23 protein-coding genes and 1 pseudogene are annotated in these 25,346 nt (G+C 32.5%); 5 read left to right on the top strand and 19 right to left on the bottom strand.

Annotated elements, in window-relative coordinates; translation table 11 throughout:
- Positions 1 to 14: 14 nt before the first annotated feature.
- From DI487_RS07235 to DI487_RS07185, 11 genes and pseudogenes are all read right to left on the bottom strand, one after another.
- A complete protein-coding gene (locus DI487_RS07235; RefSeq protein ID WP_317046284.1) occupies positions 15 to 1,232 on the bottom strand; it encodes an exopolysaccharide biosynthesis polyprenyl glycosylphosphotransferase in 1,218 nt (405 codons plus the stop codon).
- A 3-nt stretch (positions 1,233 to 1,235) separates the two neighbouring features.
- Positions 1,236 to 2,218, bottom strand: a pseudogene (locus DI487_RS07230) (UDP-glucuronic acid decarboxylase family protein).
- Positions 2,219 to 2,225: 7 nt separating this feature from the next.
- Entirely contained in the window at positions 2,226 to 3,545 is a 1,320-nt protein-coding gene (locus DI487_RS07225) for an O-antigen ligase family protein (protein WP_109569042.1), read from the bottom strand.
- Complete coding sequence (locus tag DI487_RS07220) at positions 3,546 to 4,592, bottom strand: DUF1972 domain-containing protein (RefSeq protein WP_317046283.1); 1,047 nt, start codon at positions 4,590 to 4,592, stop codon at positions 3,546 to 3,548.
- Positions 4,593 to 4,618: 26 nt separating this feature from the next.
- Complete coding sequence (locus DI487_RS07215; RefSeq protein ID WP_109569041.1) at positions 4,619 to 5,734, bottom strand: glycosyltransferase family 4 protein; 1,116 nt, start codon at positions 5,732 to 5,734, stop codon at positions 4,619 to 4,621.
- The gene (locus tag DI487_RS07210; RefSeq protein ID WP_109569040.1) at positions 5,731 to 6,972 is read right to left on the bottom strand and encodes an O-antigen ligase family protein; all 1,242 of its coding nucleotides are present in this window, start codon (positions 6,970 to 6,972) and stop codon (positions 5,731 to 5,733) included. Before DI487_RS07210 ends, DI487_RS07215 begins: the two co-directional genes overlap by 4 nt.
- Positions 6,972 to 7,775: a glycosyltransferase family 2 protein gene (locus DI487_RS07205; RefSeq protein ID WP_109569039.1), complete on the bottom strand. Its 804-nt coding sequence runs from the start codon at positions 7,773 to 7,775 to the stop codon at positions 6,972 to 6,974. Before DI487_RS07205 ends, DI487_RS07210 begins: the two co-directional genes overlap by 1 nt.
- A gap of 1 nt (position 7,776) precedes the next feature.
- Complete coding sequence (locus DI487_RS07200; RefSeq protein ID WP_109569038.1) at positions 7,777 to 9,054, bottom strand: oligosaccharide flippase family protein; 1,278 nt, start codon at positions 9,052 to 9,054, stop codon at positions 7,777 to 7,779.
- The gene (locus DI487_RS07195; RefSeq protein WP_109569037.1) at positions 9,051 to 9,878 is read right to left on the bottom strand and encodes a hypothetical protein; all 828 of its coding nucleotides are present in this window, start codon (positions 9,876 to 9,878) and stop codon (positions 9,051 to 9,053) included. The genes DI487_RS07200 and DI487_RS07195 overlap by 4 nt, the downstream gene beginning before the upstream one ends.
- A 216-nt stretch (positions 9,879 to 10,094) precedes the next feature.
- The gene (locus DI487_RS07190; protein WP_109569036.1) at positions 10,095 to 11,039 is read right to left on the bottom strand and encodes a glycosyltransferase family 4 protein; all 945 of its coding nucleotides are present in this window, start codon (positions 11,037 to 11,039) and stop codon (positions 10,095 to 10,097) included.
- A gap of 8 nt (positions 11,040 to 11,047) precedes the next feature.
- Positions 11,048 to 11,602, bottom strand: coding sequence for a hypothetical protein (locus tag DI487_RS07185; protein WP_109569035.1), 555 nt, complete (start codon positions 11,600 to 11,602; stop codon positions 11,048 to 11,050).
- A gap of 119 nt (positions 11,603 to 11,721) precedes the next feature.
- On the opposite strand from DI487_RS07185, the gene DI487_RS07180 reads away from it, so the two are divergent.
- The 3 genes from DI487_RS07180 to DI487_RS07170 are packed head-to-tail and all read left to right on the top strand — an operon-like array spanning position 11,722 to position 15,106.
- Positions 11,722 to 13,218, top strand: coding sequence for a glucosyltransferase domain-containing protein (locus DI487_RS07180; RefSeq protein ID WP_109569034.1), 1,497 nt, complete (start codon positions 11,722 to 11,724; stop codon positions 13,216 to 13,218).
- 41 nt (positions 13,219 to 13,259) lie between these two features.
- A complete protein-coding gene (locus tag DI487_RS07175) occupies positions 13,260 to 14,189 on the top strand; it encodes a glycosyltransferase family 2 protein (protein WP_109569033.1) in 930 nt (309 codons plus the stop codon).
- Positions 14,186 to 15,106, top strand: coding sequence for an NAD-dependent epimerase/dehydratase family protein (locus DI487_RS07170; protein ID WP_109569032.1), 921 nt, complete (start codon positions 14,186 to 14,188; stop codon positions 15,104 to 15,106). Before DI487_RS07175 ends, DI487_RS07170 begins: the two co-directional genes overlap by 4 nt.
- Before the next feature lie 119 nt (positions 15,107 to 15,225).
- On the opposite strand, the gene DI487_RS07165 is transcribed toward DI487_RS07170, so the two are convergent.
- Complete coding sequence (locus DI487_RS07165) at positions 15,226 to 15,963, bottom strand: head GIN domain-containing protein (RefSeq protein ID WP_109569031.1); 738 nt, start codon at positions 15,961 to 15,963, stop codon at positions 15,226 to 15,228.
- A gap of 147 nt (positions 15,964 to 16,110) precedes the next feature.
- On the opposite strand from DI487_RS07165, the gene gmd reads away from it, so the two are divergent.
- Together gmd and fcl are read left to right on the top strand one after the other, a co-directional pair.
- Entirely contained in the window at positions 16,111 to 17,175 is a 1,065-nt protein-coding gene (gmd, locus tag DI487_RS07160; protein WP_109569030.1) for a GDP-mannose 4,6-dehydratase, read from the top strand.
- Positions 17,169 to 18,110 (top strand): GDP-L-fucose synthase, encoded by a 942-nt coding sequence (gene fcl / locus DI487_RS07155; protein WP_109569029.1) that lies wholly within the window; start codon positions 17,169 to 17,171, stop codon positions 18,108 to 18,110. Before gmd ends, fcl begins: the two co-directional genes overlap by 7 nt.
- Positions 18,111 to 18,113: 3 nt before the next feature.
- On the opposite strand, the gene DI487_RS07150 is transcribed toward fcl, so the two are convergent.
- From DI487_RS07150 to DI487_RS07120, 7 genes are all read right to left on the bottom strand, one after another.
- Entirely contained in the window at positions 18,114 to 19,223 is a 1,110-nt protein-coding gene (locus DI487_RS07150; protein WP_109569028.1) for an acyloxyacyl hydrolase, read from the bottom strand.
- Positions 19,220 to 20,140: a dTDP-4-dehydrorhamnose reductase gene (gene rfbD / locus DI487_RS07145; protein ID WP_109569027.1), complete on the bottom strand. Its 921-nt coding sequence runs from the start codon at positions 20,138 to 20,140 to the stop codon at positions 19,220 to 19,222. Before rfbD ends, DI487_RS07150 begins: the two co-directional genes overlap by 4 nt.
- Positions 20,134 to 20,685 carry a dTDP-4-dehydrorhamnose 3,5-epimerase gene (gene rfbC, locus DI487_RS07140; protein WP_109569026.1) on the bottom strand — a complete coding sequence of 184 codons (552 nt, stop codon included), beginning with the start codon at positions 20,683 to 20,685 and terminating at the stop codon, positions 20,134 to 20,136. Before rfbC ends, rfbD begins: the two co-directional genes overlap by 7 nt.
- Before the next feature lie 69 nt (positions 20,686 to 20,754).
- Entirely contained in the window at positions 20,755 to 21,612 is an 858-nt protein-coding gene (gene rfbA / locus DI487_RS07135) for a glucose-1-phosphate thymidylyltransferase RfbA (protein ID WP_109569025.1), read from the bottom strand.
- A gap of 43 nt (positions 21,613 to 21,655) precedes the next feature.
- Positions 21,656 to 22,669, bottom strand: coding sequence for a dTDP-glucose 4,6-dehydratase (rfbB, locus tag DI487_RS07130; RefSeq protein WP_109569024.1), 1,014 nt, complete (start codon positions 22,667 to 22,669; stop codon positions 21,656 to 21,658).
- Positions 22,670 to 23,641, bottom strand: a complete 972-nt coding sequence (locus tag DI487_RS07125) for a hypothetical protein (RefSeq protein WP_109569023.1) — start codon at positions 23,639 to 23,641, stop codon at positions 22,670 to 22,672.
- Positions 23,642 to 23,645: 4 nt separating this feature from the next.
- Positions 23,646 to 25,340 carry a DUF6909 family protein gene (locus tag DI487_RS07120; protein WP_109569022.1) on the bottom strand — a complete coding sequence of 565 codons (1,695 nt, stop codon included), beginning with the start codon at positions 25,338 to 25,340 and terminating at the stop codon, positions 23,646 to 23,648.
- Between the last annotated feature and the right edge of the window lie 6 nt (positions 25,341 to 25,346).

The raw sequence follows: 25,346 nt of genomic DNA, 5'->3' as shown, positions 1-25,346 counted from the left end.
ATCCTTTTCATTTTCTACTTCTCCCGATAACCATTCGTCTGGGCTAAACCTGTAATTCCCGGTTTAATGAAATGACGAACCATAAACTTATCTACTCGTTTAGCATACATTTCAGTGTGGCTTACCATGTGAGGCCTCGGACCGACAACTGACATATCTCCTAACAACACATTAAAGAACTGGGGCAACTCGTCAATACTGGTCTTTCTCATAAAAGCACCTATTCTGGTAATTCTGGGGTCGTTCTTTTGTACCTGTTCCAAATCAGCGATCGGGTTCAAACGCATGGAACGAAATTTATAACAATAGAACTCTTCATAATTTAAACCATTTCTTTTTTGTTTAAAAAACACCGGTCCTTTTGACTCCAATTTAATCCAAATAGCCAAAACAGGTGTCAACCAAGATAGAACTCCGATAATGACAAACAATGAAAAAGCAATATCAAATGTTCTTTTAATTATTTGACTGGTTCTTTTGTCCAAAGGTATATTTCGCAATGAAACTATAGGTATATACCCATAATAGTCTAAAATCAAATTACGGGATAAGACATTTTTACTGTCGGGTAAAAGTTTTAACTTTTTAAGATTATTATCTGTAAAATTAACGAAACGGTTTAGTTCATTGTTGGTCAAACTATTCAGGGAACAATAGATTTCATCGATTTTATTTTCTGTTACATATTCGAAACATGATTTAAAATTGTTCTTCTTTAGCTCTTTCGTATCAAAAACATGTATGAGCTTATATCCGTAATCGGGATTGTCGTTAAAAAAATGGATCAGCTGATCTACTTGTTTACCGTTTCCTACAATAATGACTCTTCTGAAATTCCCTCCGAAAGTAACCCTGAAACGCCTTAAAAAGTAATACACTGAAAACTTTTCTACTGTAACCAAAACTAATGATAACGAAATAAATTTTATCATTTGAGAAGGTTCGGAAAACTTGTAAAAGTATCCTAAGTAGGCAAAATTGAATATGAGGAATAAAACATATTGTTTTACGATCTTACCTAAGATCTGGAACTCAGTTGTGAATCGAAAAACTTCATAAAAAGCTACATTCCAGGCAATCAGTATCCAGGCAATTGATATGAACAGGTGATAGCTAAAGATATTTAGCGGTTCAGGTAAAAAATAATAGCTCAGGAAGTTGATTATCAATAAATCAATTCCATAAGAAAATGGCCTTATATAGCCTGAATATCTACCTGTTCTTGATGACAATTTTTAATGAATAAAATTGGTAAAATCTTTATGCTCTTCTTTGGCTAATTCCTCAGGAGAAAGTGCTTTAAAATACTCATACGTAACTTTCATTCCTTCTGCTCTTCCTATTTTAGGTTCCCAGCCTAACAATTCTTTTGCTTTAGTAATATCGGGCTGGCGTTGTAACGGATCATTAGCCGGTAATGGTTTGTAAATTATTTTTTGGGTTGTTCCTGTTAATTTAATAATTTCTTCGGCAAAATCCTTGATAGTGATCTCATCCGGATTTCCGATATTAACCGGTAAATGATAATCAGAATGCAACAGACGAAAAATTCCTTCTACTTGGTCGTCTACATAACAGAACGAACGCGTTTGCCCCCGTCTCCGAAAACAGTTAGGTCTTCTCCTCTCAAGGCCTGGCCTATAAATGCCGGAATTACTCGTCCGTCGTTCAATCGCATTCTCGGACCGTAGGTATTAAAAATACGTACAATTCTGGTCTCTAGTCCGTGAAATGTATGATAGGCCATTGTAATGGCTTCCTGATAACGTTTGGCTTCATCATATACCCCGCGAGGTCCTATCGTATTAACATTTCCGTAGTATTCCTCAGTTTGCGGATGTACCAACGGATCTCCGTATACTTCAGACGTTGAAGCAATTAAAATCCGTGCTTTTTTTACACGAGCCAATCCTAATAAATTGTGTGTTCCCATGGCACCTACCTTTAAGGTCTGGATGGGGATTTTTAAATAATCTATAGGACTCGCCGGAGAAGCAAAATGTAAAATATAATCCAGTTTTCCCGGAACATGTACAAACTTAGTGATATCGTGATGATAGAACTCAAAGTTCTTTTCTTTGAACAGGTGTTCAATATTTTTTAGATCCCCTGTAATCAGATTATCCATCCCTATAACATAATATCCTTCTGCCATAAAACGATCACACAAATGAGAACCTAGGAATCCTGCTGCTCCTGTAATTAATATTCTTTTCATTTCTTTATTAATTTCTACTATTTGAAACGGCGAAAAAAGAATAGAAAGCGGTAAAAAAAACTACTCCTCTCTGCCTCCATAAAAATGATTCTGTCAAAAATAAGCTTATCATCAGAATTGTAAAAGCAATATGCATAAAATCTTTAACCTGTAAAGCTTTGTAAAGTGATACGCCCAACATAACTATTAAAAGAATAAATCCTATTACTCCTAACTCGGCAAAATTCTGTATGTACTGATTATGAAAATTGAGCGTTCCATAACCCGGGTAAAGATCATACTGCTTTTCTTTATCCAATAATTTTTTCAGAGAAGCATTTAATCCGAACCCTTTCCAGAAAATAGGTTCTTCCTGTAAAAACTCAAAAAACATTCTGGCCTGATATACTCTGAAAGCAGCTCCCGGGAAAAAATCTCCATTAGAAAATTTTTCATTGTTCCATGCTTCATAAATGCTCACAACATGAACTTGCTCTGTATGAATGGTAGTCATGTCGTTACGCACTCCTCTTTCTGTATTTGATTGAATTTCAACTAAAAAACGTTCTTTAATTCTACTAAAAGAAAGAATAAACCCAATTGCAAACACCATTATAGCTATATTGCGCAAACGGACTCTGTGAACTGCTTTAGAATAAAAAGAAGTATAAAAAAACGTCAGTAAAAGAAAAACAACAATAATATTCTTTGACGATAACAGTAAAAGAAAGAGAAAAAGAAAAAGTACTATAGAATAGTCTGCTTTAGATTTTACTTCTTTAGTAAGGAAGTAAAAAAATGCCACTGCTACATAAACGGAAACATGAATAGCATTTAATAATTTAGGGACTAACCCATAGTCATCATGATATTCGCCATGGTAAAAAAAAGCATTGCTATCACCTGTTATCGCATATCGTATCAGTGCCCGCATCATAAATACTAAAGTGAAGGCAACAATAGAAAAACTATAGTATTTAAGTATTTTCTCTTTGGTTTTTTGATTAAAAACCGGAATAAAGGAAAAAAGAAAAGGGATCAAAAGCAATGTGATCTCTTTAGGAATCGCTTTAAGTGTTCTTTCTTTATCAATGGCCCAGAAATATGACAAAGCCATCCAAATGAACAAAAGAATAGGTATTGCCAGAAAAAAGGATCTTTTAAACGTTACTTTTTTTCTGTTCAGAAGAAGAAACAGAAACAAAATCCCTAAAGTAATATTATTTATTCCCAGCGGAAGAACAATAGTTACCAATAAAAGCAAAAAAGGAATAAAGAAATTATTTTCCTTTTGTGTTTCTATCAAATCTTGCCATACATTCTTCAAAAAACTGTAAATATTGGTCATTTATAGTGTTCCAATTAAAATTTTTTCTGATTCTTTCAAAGTTGTTCTGAACTTGTTGCAAGTTATCACTTTTTTGACTGTATTTAAGATATTTTTAACTTCTTCCGAATTTGTAAAGTAAAAGGCATTTTCCTGTAAAACTCCTCTGTTAAATTCATTATTATGAGCTGCTATTAAAGCCTGTGAAGCCATAGCCTCAAGTAAAGAAGGATTCGTACCTCCTACTGTATGACCGTGAAAATATAAATTAGAGAAATAACGAAGATTGTTTAATATCTTAATATCGTATATCGCCCCGACAAACCTTATCTTTTCAACCGATCTGAATTTATTCTTCAAATAGGTTCCGAATTTTGTATCGTAATTTCCGAAGACCAAGATAGGAGTTGTTACCTCGCTTGCCATTACTCCGTCTAAAACCATTTCAATGTTATTTTCCGGCTCAAATCGTGCCATAATCATATTATATTTATATGGCTCAACCTTAAACAAGCTTAGCACTTCCTGATTCGGGTCATTAAAGTTATAAGCACCGTAAGCAATATAATGACTATTGAGATTGTATTTTTGTTTGAGGTAACTTTGAATTCCGAGCGAATCTGCAATTAGTGCGTCGCTTTTTTGTGCAGCCTGCTTTTCTGCCCAAAGCAATAGTTTCTGAACCGGTTTAGAGTATTTGGTTCGTTTCCATTCTAAACCATCCATATTAGTCACTACAATTGCTCTTTTTGGATGTAGACCAAACCAAACAGAACTACTGGTATACCCTAACTGAAGAATGATATCAAAATCTCTTTTCCGGGAATCCAGAATACAATTCAGATCATAAATATATTGTCCGGCTGTACCTATAACATATTCGGGATCATAGCAGTGAATTATTGAAACCCCTTTAAAAGATGTTTTTTTATAGGGGTGCTTGTGCGAGTTGTATACATAAACTTCATGATCCTGACTTGCTGCATAGGTTGCAAAATATTCTGCAAATTGTTCAAAACCACCGTAATAATTGGGTATTCCTCTGGTACCGAGTATTCCTATTTTCATCTCTTATCTAATGAAAAACAAAAATACTAATTTGGATTCTTAAACCTAATGGCTTCTAAATATTTATTTGCACTGGTTTCCCAGTTATACTTGGTTTTCATTTCTTTTATTAACGGCAATATCTCTTTATTGTGCAATGCAAAATATATTTTTCCTGCCAGATCATTTGAATCTTCCGGATTAAACTGATACTCTTTTAAAAAGGAAAAATCTTTCATTGCTGTAGTATTTGAACAAACAGTAGGAATATTTGCTGCTAATGTTTCCAGAGGCGGAATCCCAAAACCTTCTGCCAAGGAAGGGTATACGGACAGTTCAGCCCCTCTTATCAGATCTAATAATTCTGTATTATTTACATGGTCAAAAAAATATATTTTTTCTTTAACCTCTTTTGTTTGATTTGATAAGAAAACCTCTAACTCTTTATAATCTAAATCTTTTTTCCCCACAAAGACTAAATCATAATCTTTATAATATGCTTTTTCAATAAAGGTTTTTAAAAGTAACAAATGGTTCTTTCTGGGTTCTATTCTGCTAACGAGTAGAAAATATTTTTGTAAATTATATTTTTTATTAAGATTAGTCTGTATCTCCTCTTTATTATATTTCTGATAATATACTTCATTAACAGCATTAGGTGTAACAAATACAGGCTTATTCAATTTAAAATTTGAGATAATCCTCTCTTTTGAATAATTAGAAACTGTCAGGACCACATCTGATAGTTTTGATGAAGCTTTAAATAAAAATTTATTCTTTAAAATATATTTCCGATTAAAGAATACAGGATAATCCAAGAACAACACGTCATGAATTGTATTAATATATTTACAGAATTTGAATGGTGGAACAATATATTGGAAATGAGCAAAATCAATTTTATGTAAAGTTATTATTCTGGGAAAATCGATTAATAACCTCAGCCATTTATTCCTATAATTCAGTTTGATATATTTTATATTATCTTTCTCTCCGAATGTTTCTTTTAGTTTATTAATATTTCTTGCCGCAAAATAAAAAACAATAGTTTCCTGCTCGACCAACTTTTTATATAAGCCTTCAATATAGGTAGTTATGCCTTGATAATCTTCATCAAACTTGTGACAATCAACCATTATTCTCAATCTGCGCTCGTTGTTCATCGGGACAATTCTTTTTTCTTTTCATAATTAAAAAACAACAAGGCTCCTAAAATCAGTATTAAAACATCTCTTTTATTGAAAATACCGGTAATGGTCAGTGAAGAGAACAAATAGAACAAGCCTATTGCTGAAATCAGATGTGAGGAATAATCTTTTTGATAGTAATTCGTTTTATAAAGTCCTATGAGGAAAAATAAATAAGCGATGATCCCTATTAAGCCTGTTTTATAGAAAACAAATACATAACCATTATGAATCTCTGAGATAAATTTTAGTCCTTTTTTGGTACCCCCTAAAGGGGAGTGAAACCTTAAATTAATTTGTGAACCATACCCTGTACCTAAAAAATAACTTGACGGATTGTCATCCATCAATGCAATTGCTCTTGATGCTTCATAAGCTCTCCAGTGATCCCATAAATCCTTGTGGTTTTCCCGATCTATTTTAGTAATAAATATTTCGCCCGGTGCAATTTTTAATTTATACAAAAAGCCATCAATCCCCGTTGCATTTCTGTTAATTTTCACAGAAAATAAATATCCGTACAGTATAAGAATACCCAATACTAATGAGACCATTATTTTTAATGTTCTCGCTGTAATTATGGTATAACCTTTAACGGCCAGAATCATGATTATGCCTACAACAAACATCGTTCTGGATAAATAAAAAAAGTACGATATTAATAACAAAATTAAGATCTGTCTCTTTCTTTTCTTACTGAACAAAGGAAGTTGAGAAAAAGCATCTGAAAACCATAAAAGCAATAATGCAAAAAGCTCAAGAAAATTATCTTTTCCGAATTCACGAATCTGGGAGACACTTCCGGATAAAACATTTGTAAAGAAAAGCAAAAGTACAAAATGTATACTAGCAGATATGAGTCCGCTCAGAATAATTGCTTTTAAAAAAATTTGAAAATTATTAATTTTTTTGAAGAACATATAACCCAGTGTTATCCCAACAATCGGCTTAATGAAGTAAGAAATATCTTTAATAATATTCCCAGTTTGATAGTTATAAAAAAACATCACAAAGAAAGGAATACTAAAAAGTATAAATAGCGGTATAATCCTTTTTAAGAAGCGAATCGATATTCTTCCATTACCCGAAAAAATAAAAAAAGTCAGAGTCAGCAACTGTAACAGCATATTCACTTTAAAAGAAGGAATATACAATTGTGCTAGTAAAATAATAGAAAATAGTGCGGAATATAAGGTAGCAACTTTAATTTTCATCAAAACAGGCCTTTAATCATTTTTACTGATTGGTTTATTTTTAAAACACCTAAACAAAGATACTTATAAAAACCTTTAAAATGCTTTTTTATATAGAGCCTGTAACCTTTAATCAACATGGGATTTTTCTTTTTGTTAAATCCGACATAATGAATATATTTTTGTTTTGAATAAAAAACTCTTTTATATCCTAAATCAGCAATTCGTTTACAAAAATCCACATCTTCTACATACAGAAAGTAATCTTCGTCAAAGCCTTTAATTTCATCATAAATCCTTTTAGGCATTAAAATAAAGGATCCGGTGAGCCAGTCAACTTCATAAATTTCTTTTGAAAAATCACCTGAAATAAAATCGTTATTGAATTGAAATGCTTTCTTCATCCAAAACAAATTGGTAAGGTTCGGGAATTGTCCGGCTGCCTGTAAATATTCCTTATTACCATTCAACATGTTAATTCCTAATGCTCCTACTGTTTTATGAGTTTTTACATAATCTAATGCCGGTTTTAAATTGTCCTGTAGAACAGTATCTATATTTAAAAGTAGTACGTATTCCCCTTTTGCTTGTTGAACGGCAAGGTTATTTCCTTTTCCGAATCCGTTATTGGATCTCGATTCTATTAAACAAATCGTCGGATAATTTTCTTTTATAAATGTACAACTCTCATCTTGTGAATTATTATCGATCAAAATAATTTCATAGTCAATTTCTAATAAATGTTGCTGAATACTTTTTAAACAAGCATCCAGATATTGTATTCCATTATAATTAACCAGAATAACCGATAATTCTACACTCATATTACATAAAGGTAAAAAAGCCTAATTTCTTTTTTATCACAATAACAAAGATACTATTTACAATAACATTTACTAATAAACTTGAAAAGGCAGCTCCTTCATATCCATACAAAGGAATTAAAAGAAAATTTAAAACCACATTCACCAAAAATCCTATAAACATAATATTTCTAACGGTAATTTCATTACCTGTCATGTTTAAAATTTGGTCTACATTACCTGTCATAGCATTAAACAAAGCACCTAATGTTATTAAAACAAGAGCTAATTTTCCTTGTACAAACTCTTCTCCAAAGAAGTTCAGGAAAAAAGAACCAAAAAAGATCAAAAACAATGCAACGGGTAATGTTAACACTATAGTTAACTGAGTCGCTTTATTGATCGTTCTTTTTAAACCTAAAAAGTTCCCTAGATTATATTTATCAGATATATCGGCAATAATGACCGACCCCATTGCTGTAACAAAAAAAAGGGTTAGATAGCCTAATTTAAAGGCGGCATTATAAATTCCGATATTTTCTTCTGTTTCAAATTTTCCTAACATCAGCACATCTGTCCAATTCAAAAGAATCAGAAAAAAACCACTGATCATCATCGGAACCGATTTTCTGAGGATTTCAAGACTTTTCAGTTCAACCTTTTTGTAGCTTCCGTTTTTGAAAATAATTGATACCCCTATTAACACGGTAAGCAGAACTGACAAAGCATAGGCTAAAATTATTGTAAAACTTTCTAATCCCATAGCTTTGAATACTATAATAAAAAGTAAAAAAAACAAATTGGGAAAGATAAAATACAATAATCCGTAAACTAAAAACTTCTTTACAGATAAGAAGTAGTTGACGTTAATTTCGTGGAAAACAAAAAAAATTAAAGAGGCAAAAACAACTTTTAAAAATTTTGTTAAGTCTGGTTTATCATAAAAAAATGCAATCTCTTTTGAAAAAAGAAAAAGTAATACAAGAGGGATGACGGCTATAAGAAAGGAAATCTTATACGATTTTATCAGTAACCCTTTGTTTTGTTCTTCAGAATTAAATCCTCCGGTAAAAGCAATAAAAGCAGAAGGAATACCTAATGAAAAGAACATCACTATTAATTGTAAAATAGTTAGTGCCAGAGCAAATAACCCATAAGACGAACTTCCAAAAAGATTTGTAATAACTAAAGTCACTGAAAAATTCAAAACCATTCCCAGTAACTTAAAAATGAAGGTACTACCTCCTTTTTTAAAAAAGATCTTTTTTAAAAGCTCCGCTATTTTGTCGCTTTCTATCATTTTTTTAATTTTTCCCGGTAATCTTTCACAACCTTTTCCCAGTCAACAACATAAGACATTGTTTCTCTGTGCATGTGACAAGATAAAGAAGGTAAAGGTGACAATCCTAGCAATTTTGAATAGAAAAATTTGTTGCCTAATAATTTTCGACTCAAAAATCTGTCATTTGCTCTATTTGCTGACCTTTCAAAAACCTTTCTATGTTTTTTAAAGGTATTCGTCTTGACTAAAAAAGTAAAGGTTATATCTCTTATCTGCCTCCAATGCAAAGTCTTCGTTTTAAAAATAAAACTTTTCTCCATATAAAAAGGAGCATATCTATCGGGATAATCGCAAGGGAAAACTAAAAATTCAGGTTTTTTAAAGTAACGTTTCATACGAAACAACAACAGCTCTCTCTTACGCAATAATTGTTTAACTTTTATATCTCCGGGATAAATTGTACGATATTCCTCTATTAAAGTAACTATTTCTGAAAAACAATCAGAAGTGTGTAAATAATCATCTTCGCAGAAATACACAAACTCATCATCAGGTAGTGATGCTGCTAATCTGAAGCATTCTCGCAAGGAATTATCGTTACCGTATTTACCATGGATCATTTCAACTTTAAAAGCTTCAAAGAAACGGATCATTTCTTCTGAAAGGTCATCTGCAACAATAAATATACTGTGTTCAATAGCTTTTAAAGAGTCTACTAAACTCAAAAAACAAATCTTTATTAACTCTTTTTTATCTAAGTCAAATGGTCTGGGAGAACCATGAACCGCATTAACTTTATCGCATGTTCTAAATATAATATTTAGTTTAGTAGAATTCTTCATTCAGAGAATAGCTAATTTTTATTTACAGCAAATTTAATAAATCATTTGCCCAAACGTTCCAATTTAATTTCTCAATATACAATTTTCTTGAAGAATTACTCAATTCATTATAAAGCTCAGGTTGTTCAATGTACTTTTGAAGCAATTCAAAATACACTCCAGCAGTAGCCTCAGGGTTTACACAAAATCCATTTACTCCGTTTGCTATAGCATTACTTATCCTCCTGTATTTCTTGAAATACTCGGAACGCCGTAAGCACTGGCCTCACAAAAAACAATGCCGAAACATTCTGCTTTACTGGGTAAAAATAAAAAATGGCTATTTTTAAAAATGGCAGCCAATTCTTTTAAATCAGACTCTTTGTTTTTGTTTAAAAAAGGAATGACTTTCATTTTATCGTGCTTAACAGGCGGAATACATCCGCAAACCGTCAGGTGAATATCATATTCTGCCTCAAGTAACCTTAAAAAAGTGTCATATACCAGATCTCCTCCTTTTCGATACCAATCGACTCCTAAGAACAAAATATTAACCGTTTCGTATTTTGAAATCTGTTTAGGTTCAAAATGAACATACCTTTCGTCAATATTTGCTCCGAAAGGAAGAACCGCTATTTTTGCTTTTGAATTATAATGATTGACTACATAGTTTTTTGCCCAATTGGAAGGATACGTAATATAAGCTGCTTTTTCAATAGCTTTTTGTTCAATTATATTAGATTCCTTTACTGAAAACTCAAACAAGTTAGAATAGGTGTCATAATATTCATTCATCTGACCAAAGGAGGAATCTGAACAATAAATAATGGGAATATCTGTATTTAAAAAAGCAATTTCTGTGGAGGCTGCCGGCGCAAAAATATAGTCGTAATGTTTTCCTCTAAGCTTTAATTGAATATATTTTGAATGTATATAACTCAAAAGGATTGAATTCTTATAGTTATAACCTTTTCTAAAAATAAGCTTGGTCAATCTGTTAGTAACAGCCATTGCTTTAATGAAAAAAAGTGGAATTGGTCCGATACAATCCACTTTTTCCACATTATTTTTTAAATTTTGATACATCTGGTAGTAGATTCCAGACCACGATTTTTTATCCAACGGGTCAGAAGCTGTAACAAATGCAATTTTTATTTTTTTAGTCATAGAAATTACTTCCATTCAAACTGTTACTGCACAAGAATTTTCTCAAGTTCAGGTGCAAAAGGTGGCTGTGCATATAAAACAGGATCATAATTTTCCCCTTTCCCGGTTGGTGTAAGGGTCGCTGAATTAAAATCCATTTTTAAATGTTCTGTTGGCGAAAAATAAAGAAAAAAATCGCTTCCGATAATTTCGAATTTTTTACCAAAATACTCGTAAGTAAATCTTGAAAATTTCATTATTCCTTGATCAGGATTTTGTCCCGGATCAATTCGTAAATAAGTCATAACAACTTCTTCAGGAATATTAAAAGTGATTTTTTGAGGTTCTTCACTTCCTTTTATCTCAGCCTTAACAGATTGTTCTTCTGTACAATTTGGAGACCCGTCTTCAGTATAATAAATCTGAAAAACATCATCTTTAGGAACTATTGCCTCTATTACTATTTTTACTTCGCTATCTTTCTGTACTTCTTTTTGAGGTACACTATTATTGTTTTCTTCTTTATTTTCTTTATCAATTTTACAGCTTAAAACTATAAAAGAAGTCAAAACTAAAAAAGTAAATATTTTCGTTTTCATCATTATTTTTTTATAGCAAATATATTTCTTTTTTACTATTATTTATAAATTTTTTATTCTATTAAAATCAATTACAAATAATATCTTTTTTACTATTTTTGCTCGATATAAGAAAAACTATGTCTTTAAAAATCAAAAAAAAAAACATTAGTCTATTTGTTTTCAGTCTTCTATATGCAGTTCTCTGCTACGGCTTTGCATTAACAAATTTTACTTTAACAATTGACAATGAGCAAGTTTTTCCTAAAGATCATTCCTTGGGAATGGGAAGATGGGGAACAAACTTAATAAGATGTAGAATTTTTGATGGAATTACTCCCTATTATACATTATTGCTTAGTCTGTTTTTTTTAGCATTTACAGCTGTTGCACTCTCACGCCTTTTCAATTTTAAAAATATATACAGCTATTTATTTTGTGCTTTATTTTTATCATTTCCACAAATGGCTTATCAAATGGTTTTTACAATGCAAGCAGATGCTGTTGCGATAGGTTTTTTTGCTTCATCCCTTTCAATCATTTTGTTTCTATGGGCTTTGGATCATTTAAAAATTGAATCCATAAAATCTTATCTGGCTTTACTTCTTTCTGCAATTTTAATTGTTTTTGTAATTGCTATTTATCAAGCTTTAGTGTTTTTACCTGTTGTAATCTTTACTATTTCTCTTTTTCAAAATACTTTCAAAGAAGATTATTCTTTTAAGAAAGATCTTGTAAGGGTTGGTTTTTTTACGATCTTAATGTTTATATCCGGTATTTTATATTATATTTCTGTAAAACTATTTTGTCCTCCGATGGGCGATATCGGTCATCTTGATAGCTATACATCATCAAATCAAAGCAGTTTTTATAATAGATTTATTGACTTCTATAATTTACTTGTTGATAATTTCAGAGGAGACTTTTATTATGGGGACAAACCTTTTCTCTTTGCATCGCTCATTAGTTTAGTTCTTATTGGGGTTTATATTTATCAAAAAAAGCATTTCTTTATTCGATTTACCTTAATCTTAGCTTCTTTTGTTTTAACTTTCTTTATTTCCTTTTTTATTACAAATGGCGCTCATCCACCAAGATTATATGTGGCAACAAATATTATTTTTGCATTTATAATAATCCATTTCTTTTCAAGTTTTAAATACAAGACTGTAGGCATACTTTTTGCAAGTATTATTTCACTTGCTAATATTTATTTGATCACACTTTTATTCTTATCTAGTTATAAAATTTGTCAACACGACCAGCAAATAGCCAGAAAAATAGATGCTTTTATATATACAAAATACCCTACTTTTAACTACAATACCGATTATGTATATTTTTATGGAAGTTTACCGGCTTCTGAGCATAATCGATTTGTATTACCTAAATCCGAGATTTTCGGAGGTTCATTTTTTAGTTGGGACGGAGGAAGCAATAACAGAATAATTAATTTTATTAAATTTTATGATATTGCATATTATCGTGAAATCGATAACAAAGAAACCTTTTTAAAAATTGCAGATTCAATTGAGTCAATTCCTATTTGGCCTAATCCTGAGTCTATTAAAAAAATAGATAATGTAGTAATCGTTAGGCTTGGAAAAGAAAAAGGATCAAAATTATCAGTAGAATAAGTATATTTATTGGATTACTAAAAACAATAAACTCTCAAAAAATGAAAGGTAAAAAGATATCTATTATTGTACCGGTATATAACTCTGAAAAATTTCTTGATTTACTTGTTGAAGCTGTTGATATTGAAAAAAACAAAAATAACTGGGATTTAGAATTAATTTTAATTGATGATGGTAGTAAAGATCACAGTTTTAAAAAAATATTTGAATTAGCCAAAATTTTCAAATACATCAAAGGAATAAAATTATCCCGAAATTTCGGACATCAAATAGCTGTAAAAACCGGTCTTACTTACTGTTCTGGTGATTACATAGCAATAATTGATGATGATTTGCAAGATCCCCCTAACTTACTTCCTAGCTTTTTCACTTATTTAGATAATGGATATGATGTTGCCTACGGAGTACGAAAGAAAAGAAAAGAATCTTTTATCAAAAAACTTAGTTACGCTTCTTTTTATAAGATCTTAAAAAAAATCAGTAACACTGATATACAATTAGACAGTGGCGACTTTTGTGTGATGAAAAAAAGGGTCGTAGAGAATATGCTAAAACTACAAGAAAAGAACCCTTTTTTAAGGGGTATAAGAGCTTGGATAGGTTTTAATCAGATTGGTGTAGAATATGAAAGACAAGCAAGAGTTGCTGGTGAATCAGGATATACACTTAAAAAATTATTCAAAATAGCTAAAGACGGTATTTTTTCATTTTCTAATGTTCCCATTCGACTAATAACCATTTTAGGCTCGTTAGGTTTAGTTTTTGCTTTCTTTTTCTCTTGTTATATACTTTTTCAATACTTTGTCAATTTAATTCCTGTAAAAGGGTATACTTCTTTAATTATAATTATCTCTTTTTTCAGTTCTCTGATATTAGTCTGTTTAGGGATCATAGGAGAATATATTGTAAGAATCTATGATGAAGTCAGAAACAGACCTTTTACAGTAATTGATGAAACAATAAATGTATGAAGATGAATGTCGGGATTATAGGATGTAATGGTTTTATTGGCAAGCATTTGTCTTTAGCAATATCCAAAATTGATAATATAAATCTAAAACTATTCGGGCGATCTTCTGAGAATAAAACCGGATTGGATTTACCTTATGAAAACATTGATTTTTCAGACAAGGAAAATTTAAAACAAAAAATTGAAAATCTTGATATTATTTATTACTTGGCTTCGACAACTATTCCGGCAACTAGTTGGGATAAACCTATTTTCGAAATAGAATCTAACCTTATTCCTTTTCTTAATTTAGTAGATCTTGCCAGTAAGATAGGTGTTAAAAAAGTTGTTTTTACATCAAGCGCAGGTACAATATATGGTAGTTCAAATGATAAGCTAAAAGAAATTGATGATAAACACCCTTTTTCTCCTTATGGCATTACTAAACTTAGTATGGAGCTTTATCTTAACTATTATAAAGTTAAAAATGATCTAAATTATGATGTTTTCAGAATTTCAAATATTTATGGTGAAGATCAAGATACAAGCAAAGGATTAGGTATTATTAATACATTTTTGGAAAATATAATTAATCATAAAGACATTAATATCTACGGAAAAGGTGATATCGTAAGAAACTATATTTATATCAAAGATGTTGTTGATTTCCTACTTACTTCATTAGACATAAAAAATGATACCTCAAATATTTACAATCTCGCTTCAGATGATAACCTAAGCATTAATAACTTATTAACTGTCATAGATTCTATAGTTGATGAAGATTATAACTTAACCTACCTTCACCACAGGAATAGTGATAATCCTAATATCTATATTGATAACTCTAAAATTAAGAACTCGTTTCCTGAAAAAAAATTCACTCCGATTCATAAAGGCATAAAATCCTGTTATGAATATCTAAAAAAATCTAATTAATTCTATAGCGTTTATTTTATACATTTTATTAAAAAATCAGTTTGATATAGAAACTTGGTAAGTAAATTTATTTTCAACAATATATCTATATTTATAATATAGCTACTTGTCCATAAAACCTAATAAATCAAATGTCCCGTATATAGTTCTTCCACTTCAATTTCCGGCGGTGTGTGTTTTAAGATCACATTACCGGTTGATACAATTTGTCCTTCTATCCTCTGTATCGGTTTTACGATCATATCATTGGAGCCTCTTTGATAAAATTTAATGGTTTGGACTTCAAAATTCTCTCCGTTAAACCTACCGTCACCAAAATAAAAGTTCAATAAAAGTTCTCCGGCTGTTCCGTTAATATAAAAATTAGTAACCGTGTTACTTTCTATTACAAATTGTCCGGTTGATGCTATATTAATATAATAATCTCCTGTTCCCGAACCGTCGCCATCTTCTCCTATAGAAAATAACCGGAATAAACCATAATGTAAAACGCCTTCACTTCTAATATCCTGTTCGGTCTTGCTATGTATTTCTTCTAAATTCGGAGCTGTAACATATACTTTTGTCAGACCATAATCACGAGCCAAATTACAAGAAGAATTGTCTTTTACCACTAATAGATCTCCTTGTAAACTTACCTCAATATCATCTATAATATTTTCGCTGGTCTCAATCTTAACTTCATATTCAGACCCTTCTTTAATTACTAAACCAACACCGGAATAGACTTTTACTTTCGTAAAGTTATCATACGGAAAAGTTTGAGTTACTGTGTTACCGTTTCCCTTAAAACAATCTTCAGAAATACCGCAACTCACTGTTATTGTTAATAATACTAAAAATAATATTTTCTTCATCTTTTATTTTTTCCTGCCTCTACTTTCTCAATAGTTGATTTTAGACATTCTCTTCTGTAAGAAACCAAAGATACTTACAAATCACAAAAGATAACAAAATTTTTAGTTATTCCTTTTAAAAGCTATCTTTGTACATATTGTTTCAAAATGAAAAGAGCTCTAATTACAGGTATCAACGGTCAGGACGGTTCCTATCTGGCTGAATTTTTACTAGAAAAAGGTTATGATGTTCACGGAATTATAAGAAGAAGTTCCACCTTTAATACAGAAAGAATAGAACATCTTTACATCGAAAGTTTACTTCAGGATCTACATAAAGAAAAAAAGATAAAATTGCATTATGGTGATATGACGGATTCGACAAACCTGATCCGTTTGGTTCAACAGATCCAACCTGATGAAATTTATAATCTGGCAGCACAGTCACATGTAAAAGTTTCATTTGACATGCCTGAATACACTGCCGAAACAGATGCTGTCGGAACCTTACGGCTGTTAGAAGCTATCAGGATTTGTGGTTTAACAGATAAGACCAGGATCTATCAGGCCTCTACTTCTGAACTATATGGAAAAGTACAGGAGATCCCGCAATCGGAAACAACTCCTTTTTACCCTCGTTCTCCTTATGGTGTGGCAAAACTATATGCTTTCTGGATCACTAAAAATTACAGAGAGTCTTACGGGATGTACGCTGTAAACGGTATTCTTTTTAACCACGAATCTGAACGAAGAGGAGAAACTTTCGTAACTCGAAAAATAACATTATCTGCTTCCAGAATAAAGCACGGAATACAGGAAAAACTATATTTAGGAAATTTAGATGCCAAAAGAGACTGGGGATATGCTAAAGATTATGTAGAATGTATGTGGCTAATGCTGCAACAAGACCAACCGGAAGATTTTGTGATCGCAACAGGGATACAATATTCTGTACGTTACTTTTGCGAACTGGCTTTTAAAGAAGCCGGAATTACTATTGAATGGCAAGGGGAAGGTGAAAATGAGGTGGGAATCTGCAAAGCAACCGGAAAAGTCTTAATAGAAGTGGATCCGAACTATTACCGCCCTGCTGAAGTTGAAACCTTATTGGGTAATCCGCATAAAGCAAAAACACTATTAGGTTGGAATCCGAGTAAAACTTCTATTGAGGAGTTAGTGAAAATCATGATGAAACATGACTTAGAGTATGTAAAATTGCCTCGTGTATGCTAAAAGATTCTAAAATATTTGTTGCCGGTTCTAACGGTATGGTAGGTTCAGCCATTGTCAGAAATCTGGTTAAAAACGGTTTTAAAAATATTATCACTAGATCGTCTAAAGAACTTGATCTGCGCAATCAGCAAGCTGTTTTATCCTTTTTTGAAATTGAAAAACCGGAATATGTTTTTCTGGCTGCCGCTAAAGTAGGCGGTATACATGCTAATAATACTTATCCTGCAGCTTTTATCTATGACAACATGATGATCCAAAATAATGTGATCCATGCTGCTCATTTAACTCATGTTACTAAACTGCTTTTTTTAGGAAGTTCTTGTATTTATCCAAAATTTGCACCTCAGCCTATTAAGGAAGAATATCTTTTAACCGGAGCATTAGAGCCTACTAATGAAGCGTATGCCATTGCAAAGATTTCCGGTTTGAAAATGTGTGAATTCTATAAAAAACAATACGGCTGTAATTTTATTTCGGCTATGCCAACAAACCTTTACGGTATAAATGACAATTTCAACCTGCAAAACTCACATGTTTTACCGGCATTGCTGAGAAAATTCATTGAGGCCAAACAAAATAACCAACATGAAGTTGTTGTTTGGGGTTCCGGAACTCCGATGCGTGAATTCTTGTTTGTAGATGATTTGGCTGAAGCCTGTGTATTCTTAATGCAGAGCTACAATGAGACCGAGACGGTAAATGTAGGAACCGGTGAAGATGTTACCATTAAAGAATTAGCAGAAACCATTAAAGATATTGTAGGATTTGAAGGCGAATTGGTTTTTGATTCTTCAAAACCTGACGGTACACCAAGAAAACTTTTAGATGTTTCTAAAATAAACCATTTGGGGTGGAAACATAAAACTTCTTTGAAAGAAGGCATTGAGAAAACCTTACAGTGGGTAGAAGAGCAACATTTCGAAATGTTCCGCTAAAAATCACAATCGGATTCCGATAGTTGCTTCAATTGCTTCTGCTCTTCCTCCGTGTGTTTTTAATCCGACTCCGGTAAAACAATTTTTGTATACATAATATTTTAATCCGACCCTTTGGTAGATGTCTATTTCGTAATCAAAGGGTTTGTAGACGTAATAACCAAATTGCGTTTCAACCGATACTTTGTTGATAAACAATTCATGTCCTACAAATAAACCGATTCGCTTGTAATCGGTATCCGGATCGGCATAATCTTTATGATCTTGCGGAAAGGCAATGGAAACAAACTTAATATAATCTCTTAAATATCTGGAAAAGAATATATCCGTTCCTAATTGTAAGGCGCTTTTTCTTCCTATTCTCTTATCGGCATATAGCCCGATGTGATAAAACTGGCGTTGTCCTAAACGCGGAACAGGACCTTCTGAACGTCCGGTTCTAAAAGCAATATTGTATTTAATTCGTTCTCTGAAAGAAGAATTAGGCGGCAAACTGTCTTTTATAAAAGGCTTTTCTTCATCAAAGTTATAGTTCAGACCCACATTAAGAGCAAAGGTGTTAATTCCGCTATTAGGTGCTTTAAAACGACCGTTAGAAAAGTGTGTAAGCATCAATCCGACTTGGATTCCGACTTTATCGAACAAATTTTGTTTCTGATATTGCAGTAAAAAATAGTTGTTGTCTAATATTTTTGTCCCGAAAGCATTATTCTTATTATTGGTCTCCTTATCATAAGGATTTGAGGTCATTCCTATGCCTTGGGAAATACGTAACATTAAATGCCTTTTTAAAAAGTAAAAATTATAATGCACCCCAATGGCATGATTAACGCCTAAACTTTTATTCTTAAAATCAATATACTGATAAGAGAGCCCGTAGTCAGGATAATTATAAATTTGCTGCCATTCCTTTTTTCCGTGTGTCTTCCAGTTGAACCCGACAAAGACTCCGTCAGGATGCCCGGAAATGAGATGTCCGACATAATCGGCATGTTTTATAATATTTCCCCTGAAAATCTGTGCATCAATGTATGTCGCATTTTTTTCTTTTTCCTGAGAAAAAGAAAAAGCAACGGTTAATAAAAGCAAGTAAAGGGGACTGATTTTTCTCATGAATAATTTTGCAGACAATTTGTTAAGCTTTCTTTCCAGTCTTTAATGGTGATACCGAATGTAGTCTTTATTTTAGATTTATCAAGTACACTATAAACCGGACGTTTTGCCGGAGTAGGATAGGCTGCTGTAGGAATCGGTTTTAAATCGATTGTACTATTTTTTTGCCGGAAAATTTCTTTAGCAAATTCGTACCAGGAACATTGTCCTTCGTTGCTAAAATTATAGATTCCATATATATCGGGTACTGAGTTTCGGGTAATAGGTGAAAGGATAATTTCAATCAATACTTTTGCTAAATCCACTGCATACGTCGGTGTTCCGATTTGGTCATTTACAACAGAAAGTGAATCTCTTTCAGAAGCCAATCGCAACATAGTCTTCATAAAATTATTCCCGAATTCAGAATACACCCAAGATGTTCTTACGATTATATGTTTTTTCCAGGTTGCCTGAATTGCCTGTTCGCCCTGTAATTTTGTTAAGCCATACATTCCGCTTGGAAAAGGCACATCGCTTTCCTGAAGTCCTAACTTACTTTTTAAAGGTAAACGCAATTCTCTATCATAGAAAGCCGTTCCATCAGCATAATAGGCATCAAAAACAAAATCGGTAGAAACATGGATTAATACGGTATTATGCTCTTTACAAGCATCGGCTAAATTCTGAGCTCCGTTCGCATTACTATCAAAAGCTTTTTCTGGTTCGCTTTCTGCTTTGTCAACTGCTGTATAAGCTGCTGTATTGATACAAAAATCAGGTTTTTTTTCTGCAAAAACGGTTTTACAGTTTTCCGGATCGGTTATGTCTAATTCTGACGAATTACAAAACACAAAATCGATTGAAGGGTATTTCCCTGCAACCGATCGTATAGCTTGTCCTAATTGTCCGTTAGCTCCCGTTACTAAAACTACCATACTTTTTTTGCATTTTCGAGTTTCGGTAATACTTTGTCTTTTTCGGAAATAATCAGTTCTTCTTCCGAAAAATTCCAATTAACATTGATCGTTGGATCGTTAAAAATAACTCCGCCTTCACTTTCTTTGTTGTAAAAATTATCACATTTGTAAAAGAAAGTAGCGGTTTCGCTTAGGACTAAAAATCCATGAGCAAATCCTCTCGGAACAAAAAATTGTCTTTGGTTTTCTCCGGAAAGTAACACCGATTCATATTGTCCGTAAGTAGGGGAATCCGGTCTGATATCTACTGCGACATCTAGTACTTCTCCTTGTAAAACACGAACTAATTTAGCCTGAGCATGCTCTCCGGTTTGGTAATGAAGGCCTCGTAAAACGCCTTTGGACGAAAAAGACTGATTGTCTTGTACAAAATTTACATGTTGCCCTACTCCTTCCTGAAAAGTCTTTTCGTTAAAACTTTCCATAAAATAGCCTCTCTCGTCTTTAATTATTTTAGGTTCAAGGATAAAACATCCTTTTAGTTTGGTTTCAATAAATTTCATTCTCAATTTTAATAATGTCTTCATATTTCAAACTGAATTCTCTTTGTTTGAAATATGAAGCTTTAAAATTTATAATAAGCTCATCAAATGTTTTCCATAACCGCTTTTTAACAACGGTTCTGCTAATTTCTTTAATTGTTCTGCATCAATATAGCCCATAGTATATGCTGCTTCTTCAATGGCACCTATCTTTAACCCCTGACGTTCTTCAATAACTTGTACAAATTGACCTGCTTGCATTAATGATTTGAATGTTCCGGTATCGAGCCAAGCTGTTCCTCTGTCTAAAATAGATACCTGTAGTTTTCTTTTTTCTAAATATGCTTTATTAACATCAGTAATTTCTAATTCACCACGAGGGCTAGGCTTTATATTGGCTGCTATCTCTAATACTTCATTGTCATAAAAATAGATTCCCGGAACAGCATAATTAGACTTAGGCTGCTCAGGTTTTTCTTCAATTGAAAGTACTTTTCCTTTTTTATCAAATTCAACTACTCCGTATCGTTCCGGATCATGAACGTGGTAAGCATAAACTATTCCTCCTTCAGGATCATTATTAGCTTGTAACAGTTCAGCTAAGCCGGTTCCGTAAAAAATATTATCACCTAATATCAATGCCACTTTATCATCTCCTACAAATTCTTTACCTATGATAAATGCTTCGGCTAAACCATTAGGTTGATCCTGTACAGCATATTCAAAACGACAGCCTAAATGACTGCCATCTCCCAATAGCTTTTGAAACAAGGGTAAATCGTGCGGTGTTGAAATAATTAATATCTCACGAATTCCTGCCCACATCAACGTTGATAATGGGTAATAAATCATTGGTTTATCGTAGATAGGCATCAATTGTTTACTCACTGCTAACGTTAACGGGTGTAAACGTGTTCCTGATCCTCCTGCTAATATTATTCCTTTCATTTTTATGTTTTACAGTTGGAAAAAATATAGCCAACTAAAATTTTTAATTTAAAAACTTATTCAAATACCACGCTACGGTTTTAACAATACCGCTCTCAAAATTCTCATCTGCTTTCCACCCTAATTCATTTTCTATTTTGGTAGCATCTATGGCATAGCGCATATCGTGTCCAGGACGATCTGTTACAAAAGTAATTTGCTCTTTGTAACTTCCTTCTTCCTTGGGTTTTTTCTCATCTAAAATAGAACACACCTTATCCACAATATACAGGTTATTTCTTTCGTTTCTCCCTCCTATATTGTAGGTTTCTCCGGATTGTCCTTTTTTAAAAGCCAATTCAATTCCTTTACAATGGTCTAATACATATAACCAATCGCGTACGTTTTTACCATCACCATAGATCGGAATGTTCTCTCCTTGTAAAGCTTTACGAATAATTGTCGGAATCAATTTTTCATCATGCTGTTTCGGTCCGTAATTATTAGAACAGTTTGTTGTTACCACATTCATCCCGTAGGTATGGAAATAACTACGAACTATCATATCTGAACCGGCTTTAGATGCCGAATACGGACTGTTAGGCGCGTACGCTGTAGTTTCATGAAACAGACCGGTTTCTCCTAGAGTTCCGTAAACCTCATCTGTTGAAACGTGATGAAAACGGGCTTCTTTAAATTCAGCTTTGTATTGATTGGGCTTTTCCATCCAAAGACTTCTGGCAGAATCTAACAAATTGAAAGTTCCTAAAACATTGGTCTTAATAAAGGCTTCCGGTCCGGAAATGGAATTGTCGACATGACTTTCAGCAGCAAAATGGATCACATCGTGGAATTGATATTTTTGGAACAGCTGCTGAATAAATTCTCTATCACAAATATCTCCTTTTACAAAGGTGTATCTCGGATGGTCTTCTACTTCTTTAACATTTTCTAAATTTCCGGCATACGTTAAGGCATCAAGGTTTACTAAATGGTACTCTTCGTTATTTTCTATAAAGTAAGGAACAAAGTTAGAACCGATAAATCCGGCTCCTCCTGTTACAAGTATTGTTTTCATCTAATTCAAATTTCTTTTTGCAAGCTGGTATTTGTAAAAACTCTTCAAAACTGCCAAAATCAGAAAAACAAAAATAAATAAAACCGGTAACAACAGTTTCATTTTCCCGTTTAATCCTCTTGTATCTTTACTATTTAAAGCAGTACTGATCTCTTTTATTATTTTATCATTATTTAATATATTCATTTTGATCGTTCCCTGCTCAGCAATCAAATTATTCTTTGTTCCGATAATTTCACCCAACTGGTTGTTATCGCTATAATAAACTAATTTGTCGCTCTTAGAACCACCGGAAACAGTATTGGAAAATTCATTTATTAAATTATCGATCTGCTTAATAATGCTGTCATTAGCGGCAAGTTTTTCTTTTTGATTTTCAATATATTGCTCTTTAATAGCCTCAAAATACGTTGAACTGTTAAGATAATTCATCAATGGTTTAACTATTTCATCTTCATTTGTATTCTCTCCTGTTGAGAAAGTTATCAGATGAAACGGAAAGTTCTTACTGGTCACTTGGTCAACCGTAATTTCTTTGATATCGCCGTCCTCAGCCATTAACTTGATCAGATCGAAATTTTGTGGTTTTCCGTCAACGAACTTATAAATATCATTTATCGGTTCGATCTCAATTCCATAGAAATTTTTCAGATTTTTGAACCCTAAATCATTAAAAAAAACAGTGTCGTTTTCTTTATTCTTAGAGTCCAGTAATGCTACTTTAGCATACAAATAATCAACACTTCCGTAATTTGGTGAAACAATTATTTCATGTATATATGATTTATTCGTCTTATCCATAAAATAACCTGCAATTACTCCTGTAACCAATAAAACACCTAAATAGATACTATTTCTTTTCAAAAAAAGTATACCGTCAAATAGTTTATCAACTAACAATTGGAATATACCTCCAATTTTCTGGAAAGCCTGCCCTAAATCAATTTCTTGGTCTTGAGAATTTGTACTCATCTTTTTAGTTACTATTAAAAATTTGCTCTAATATTTTGATTGTAATTAAATATGTTGGCTTAACTCCTGTAGTTCCCAATCCTCCGGATGCAAGAGTACTTCCTGTTTCCAAAGGATTATCGGAAGCATAATAAGCATAGCGCACTTTTACATTAGGATTGATACTTTTTCTGATCTTTGAAGCCGATTGAATTGCTTTTTGATAATAGGCTCCTTCCATTTCTAATCCTATTGCCTGCCAAGTGGATTCATGGAAGAATTTCAATAAATCTTTATTTTGAAGAGATGTTCCTAAAACAGTAATCATAGGTCCGGTAAAAACTGGGGTGCCATTTCCGTCAAACATTTCTGCCGTCAATTCATTTTCAAAAGGATAATTATCAGCCGTACCTTCATTAACATGAGCACAAGGGATCATGATGTCTCCTTTTCCTCCTTGTAAAATTCCGGCCTTACCCATAATTGAAACAGATTCTACTCCTAAGAAAATCTTATTTTTCTTATCTGCTTTGTATGGTTTTAATAATTCGTCAATCGTTTCAAAAGCCTGCTCTCCGAAAGCATAATCCATGACAATCAGAACTGGTTCTTTTCCTTTCTCTAATTTAGCTGTCGGAAAAATAGTTTTCTTGAAATCAATCTTTGCCGTATCAAAAACCTGCACATCAATATTTGTTCCTGAAGTATCCGGAAGAAAGGTCATTCCTTGTTTTAATGCATATTCTTCCACTTTACTTCTCAGATCGTCACTTCCCGACTTACTAAGATCTTCAAATATTTGAAAATCAGTAGATTCTTTGTATTTTTTACCTAAAACCGGTTCTGCAAATACTGAATTCATTACACTGTGCATATTTGCACTAATGATATGGATCGGTCTTTCGATTAATTCATTATCCGTCAAAACCTTTTTTATAGCATTAGCCCAGATCTCACCATAAATATGATGTCCTAAACGCTCTCTTAATATAGGGCTAAACGTAATGGTACGTTTATTATTATCAACCACTTCTTCAATGGCTAATTTTCCTAACCAATAAATAACGTGCAAAAATCGATCCGGTTGTTCTGCAATAGCAAACTTGTCATAAATATCCTGAACTTCGGCAAAAGTTCTTCCCAGAACATTTGCAGCATGAGAAACTGCTACTTCTTTTGCTTCCAGTGACAATTCCATATTTTGCTTCACAACCTGTTCCAGTTTTTCCCAATCGCGGGATACTTTTCCTTCGTCATCAATTAAAACACGATCTTTAATTTTATGAGACTCTATGAAAATAAATGTCAAATGGGTCAGAATATCATAAATATCCGAACGTCCTCTGGTTATTTCAACATTCATTTGTTCTTCGTCGATACGATAACAGTTACGTCTTCTCTTAGGAGGAACAATTGCTCTGAAATGTGAATGTGAATACCCTTCATCTGAAGTTAAGTTAATATAACGGCATTGTTCAATTCCTATCGGAAGGCGTTCAATAACATAAAGTAAGCCGTTTAATTCCACTTTTTCTTCTGCAATGGAACCATAGATCTCAGGTCGTAATTGCAATAAAGCTTCTCTTAAAGTATCTCCTGAAACACCCATTGGTTTATAAAATCCTCTGTTAAATAAATGTCTCATGGTAATGTACAGTCTCTCAATAGCTGCTGAGGACTCTTGCGCTCTTGAGCGCGAAATGTTTTTAATGTCTTTCATTAATTT

This window comes from Flavobacterium sediminis (assembly GCF_003148385.1).
In the GTDB taxonomy this organism is placed as follows: domain Bacteria; phylum Bacteroidota; class Bacteroidia; order Flavobacteriales; family Flavobacteriaceae; genus Flavobacterium; species Flavobacterium sediminis.
This window is presented reverse-complemented; position numbering and strand designations above follow the sequence as displayed.

Excerpts from the sequence above, each read along its gene's own strand:
- DI487_RS07220 (WP_317046283.1), bottom strand. The coding sequence starts at position 4,592 with ATGAAAATAGGAATACTCGGTACCAGAGGAATACCCAATTATTACGGT.
- DI487_RS07195 (WP_109569037.1), bottom strand. The coding sequence starts at position 9,878 with ATGAAGAATTCTACTAAACTAAATATTATATTTAGAACATGCGATAAA.
- DI487_RS07150 (WP_109569028.1), bottom strand. The coding sequence starts at position 19,223 with ATGAGAAAAATCAGTCCCCTTTACTTGCTTTTATTAACCGTTGCTTTT.
- rfbA (WP_109569025.1), bottom strand. The coding sequence starts at position 21,612 with ATGAAAGGAATAATATTAGCAGGAGGATCAGGAACACGTTTACACCCG.
- rfbB (WP_109569024.1), bottom strand. The coding sequence starts at position 22,669 with ATGAAAACAATACTTGTAACAGGAGGAGCCGGATTTATCGGTTCTAAC.
- fcl (WP_109569029.1), top strand. The coding sequence starts at position 17,169 with ATGCTAAAAGATTCTAAAATATTTGTTGCCGGTTCTAACGGTATGGTA.
- DI487_RS07125 (WP_109569023.1), bottom strand. The coding sequence starts at position 23,641 with ATGAGTACAAATTCTCAAGACCAAGAAATTGATTTAGGGCAGGCTTTC.
- gmd (WP_109569030.1), top strand. The coding sequence starts at position 16,111 with ATGAAAAGAGCTCTAATTACAGGTATCAACGGTCAGGACGGTTCCTAT.
- DI487_RS07215 (WP_109569041.1), bottom strand. The coding sequence starts at position 5,734 with ATGAACAACGAGCGCAGATTGAGAATAATGGTTGATTGTCACAAGTTT.
- DI487_RS07175 (WP_109569033.1), top strand. The coding sequence starts at position 13,260 with ATGAAAGGTAAAAAGATATCTATTATTGTACCGGTATATAACTCTGAA.
- DI487_RS07205 (WP_109569039.1), bottom strand. The coding sequence starts at position 7,775 with ATGAGTGTAGAATTATCGGTTATTCTGGTTAATTATAATGGAATACAA.
- DI487_RS07185 (WP_109569035.1), bottom strand. The coding sequence starts at position 11,602 with ATGAAAACGAAAATATTTACTTTTTTAGTTTTGACTTCTTTTATAGTT.
- DI487_RS07170 (WP_109569032.1), top strand. The coding sequence starts at position 14,186 with ATGAAGATGAATGTCGGGATTATAGGATGTAATGGTTTTATTGGCAAG.
- DI487_RS07180 (WP_109569034.1), top strand. The coding sequence starts at position 11,722 with ATGTCTTTAAAAATCAAAAAAAAAAACATTAGTCTATTTGTTTTCAGT.
- DI487_RS07225 (WP_109569042.1), bottom strand. The coding sequence starts at position 3,545 with ATGACCAATATTTACAGTTTTTTGAAGAATGTATGGCAAGATTTGATA.
- rfbD (WP_109569027.1), bottom strand. The coding sequence starts at position 20,140 with ATGGTAGTTTTAGTAACGGGAGCTAACGGACAATTAGGACAAGCTATA.
- DI487_RS07200 (WP_109569038.1), bottom strand. The coding sequence starts at position 9,054 with ATGATAGAAAGCGACAAAATAGCGGAGCTTTTAAAAAAGATCTTTTTT.
- DI487_RS07210 (WP_109569040.1), bottom strand. The coding sequence starts at position 6,972 with ATGAAAATTAAAGTTGCTACCTTATATTCCGCACTATTTTCTATTATT.
- DI487_RS07165 (WP_109569031.1), bottom strand. The coding sequence starts at position 15,963 with ATGAAGAAAATATTATTTTTAGTATTATTAACAATAACAGTGAGTTGC.
- DI487_RS07190 (WP_109569036.1), bottom strand. The coding sequence starts at position 11,039 with ATGGAAGTAATTTCTATGACTAAAAAAATAAAAATTGCATTTGTTACA.
- rfbC (WP_109569026.1), bottom strand. The coding sequence starts at position 20,685 with ATGAAATTTATTGAAACCAAACTAAAAGGATGTTTTATCCTTGAACCT.
- DI487_RS07120 (WP_109569022.1), bottom strand. The coding sequence starts at position 25,340 with ATGAAAGACATTAAAAACATTTCGCGCTCAAGAGCGCAAGAGTCCTCA.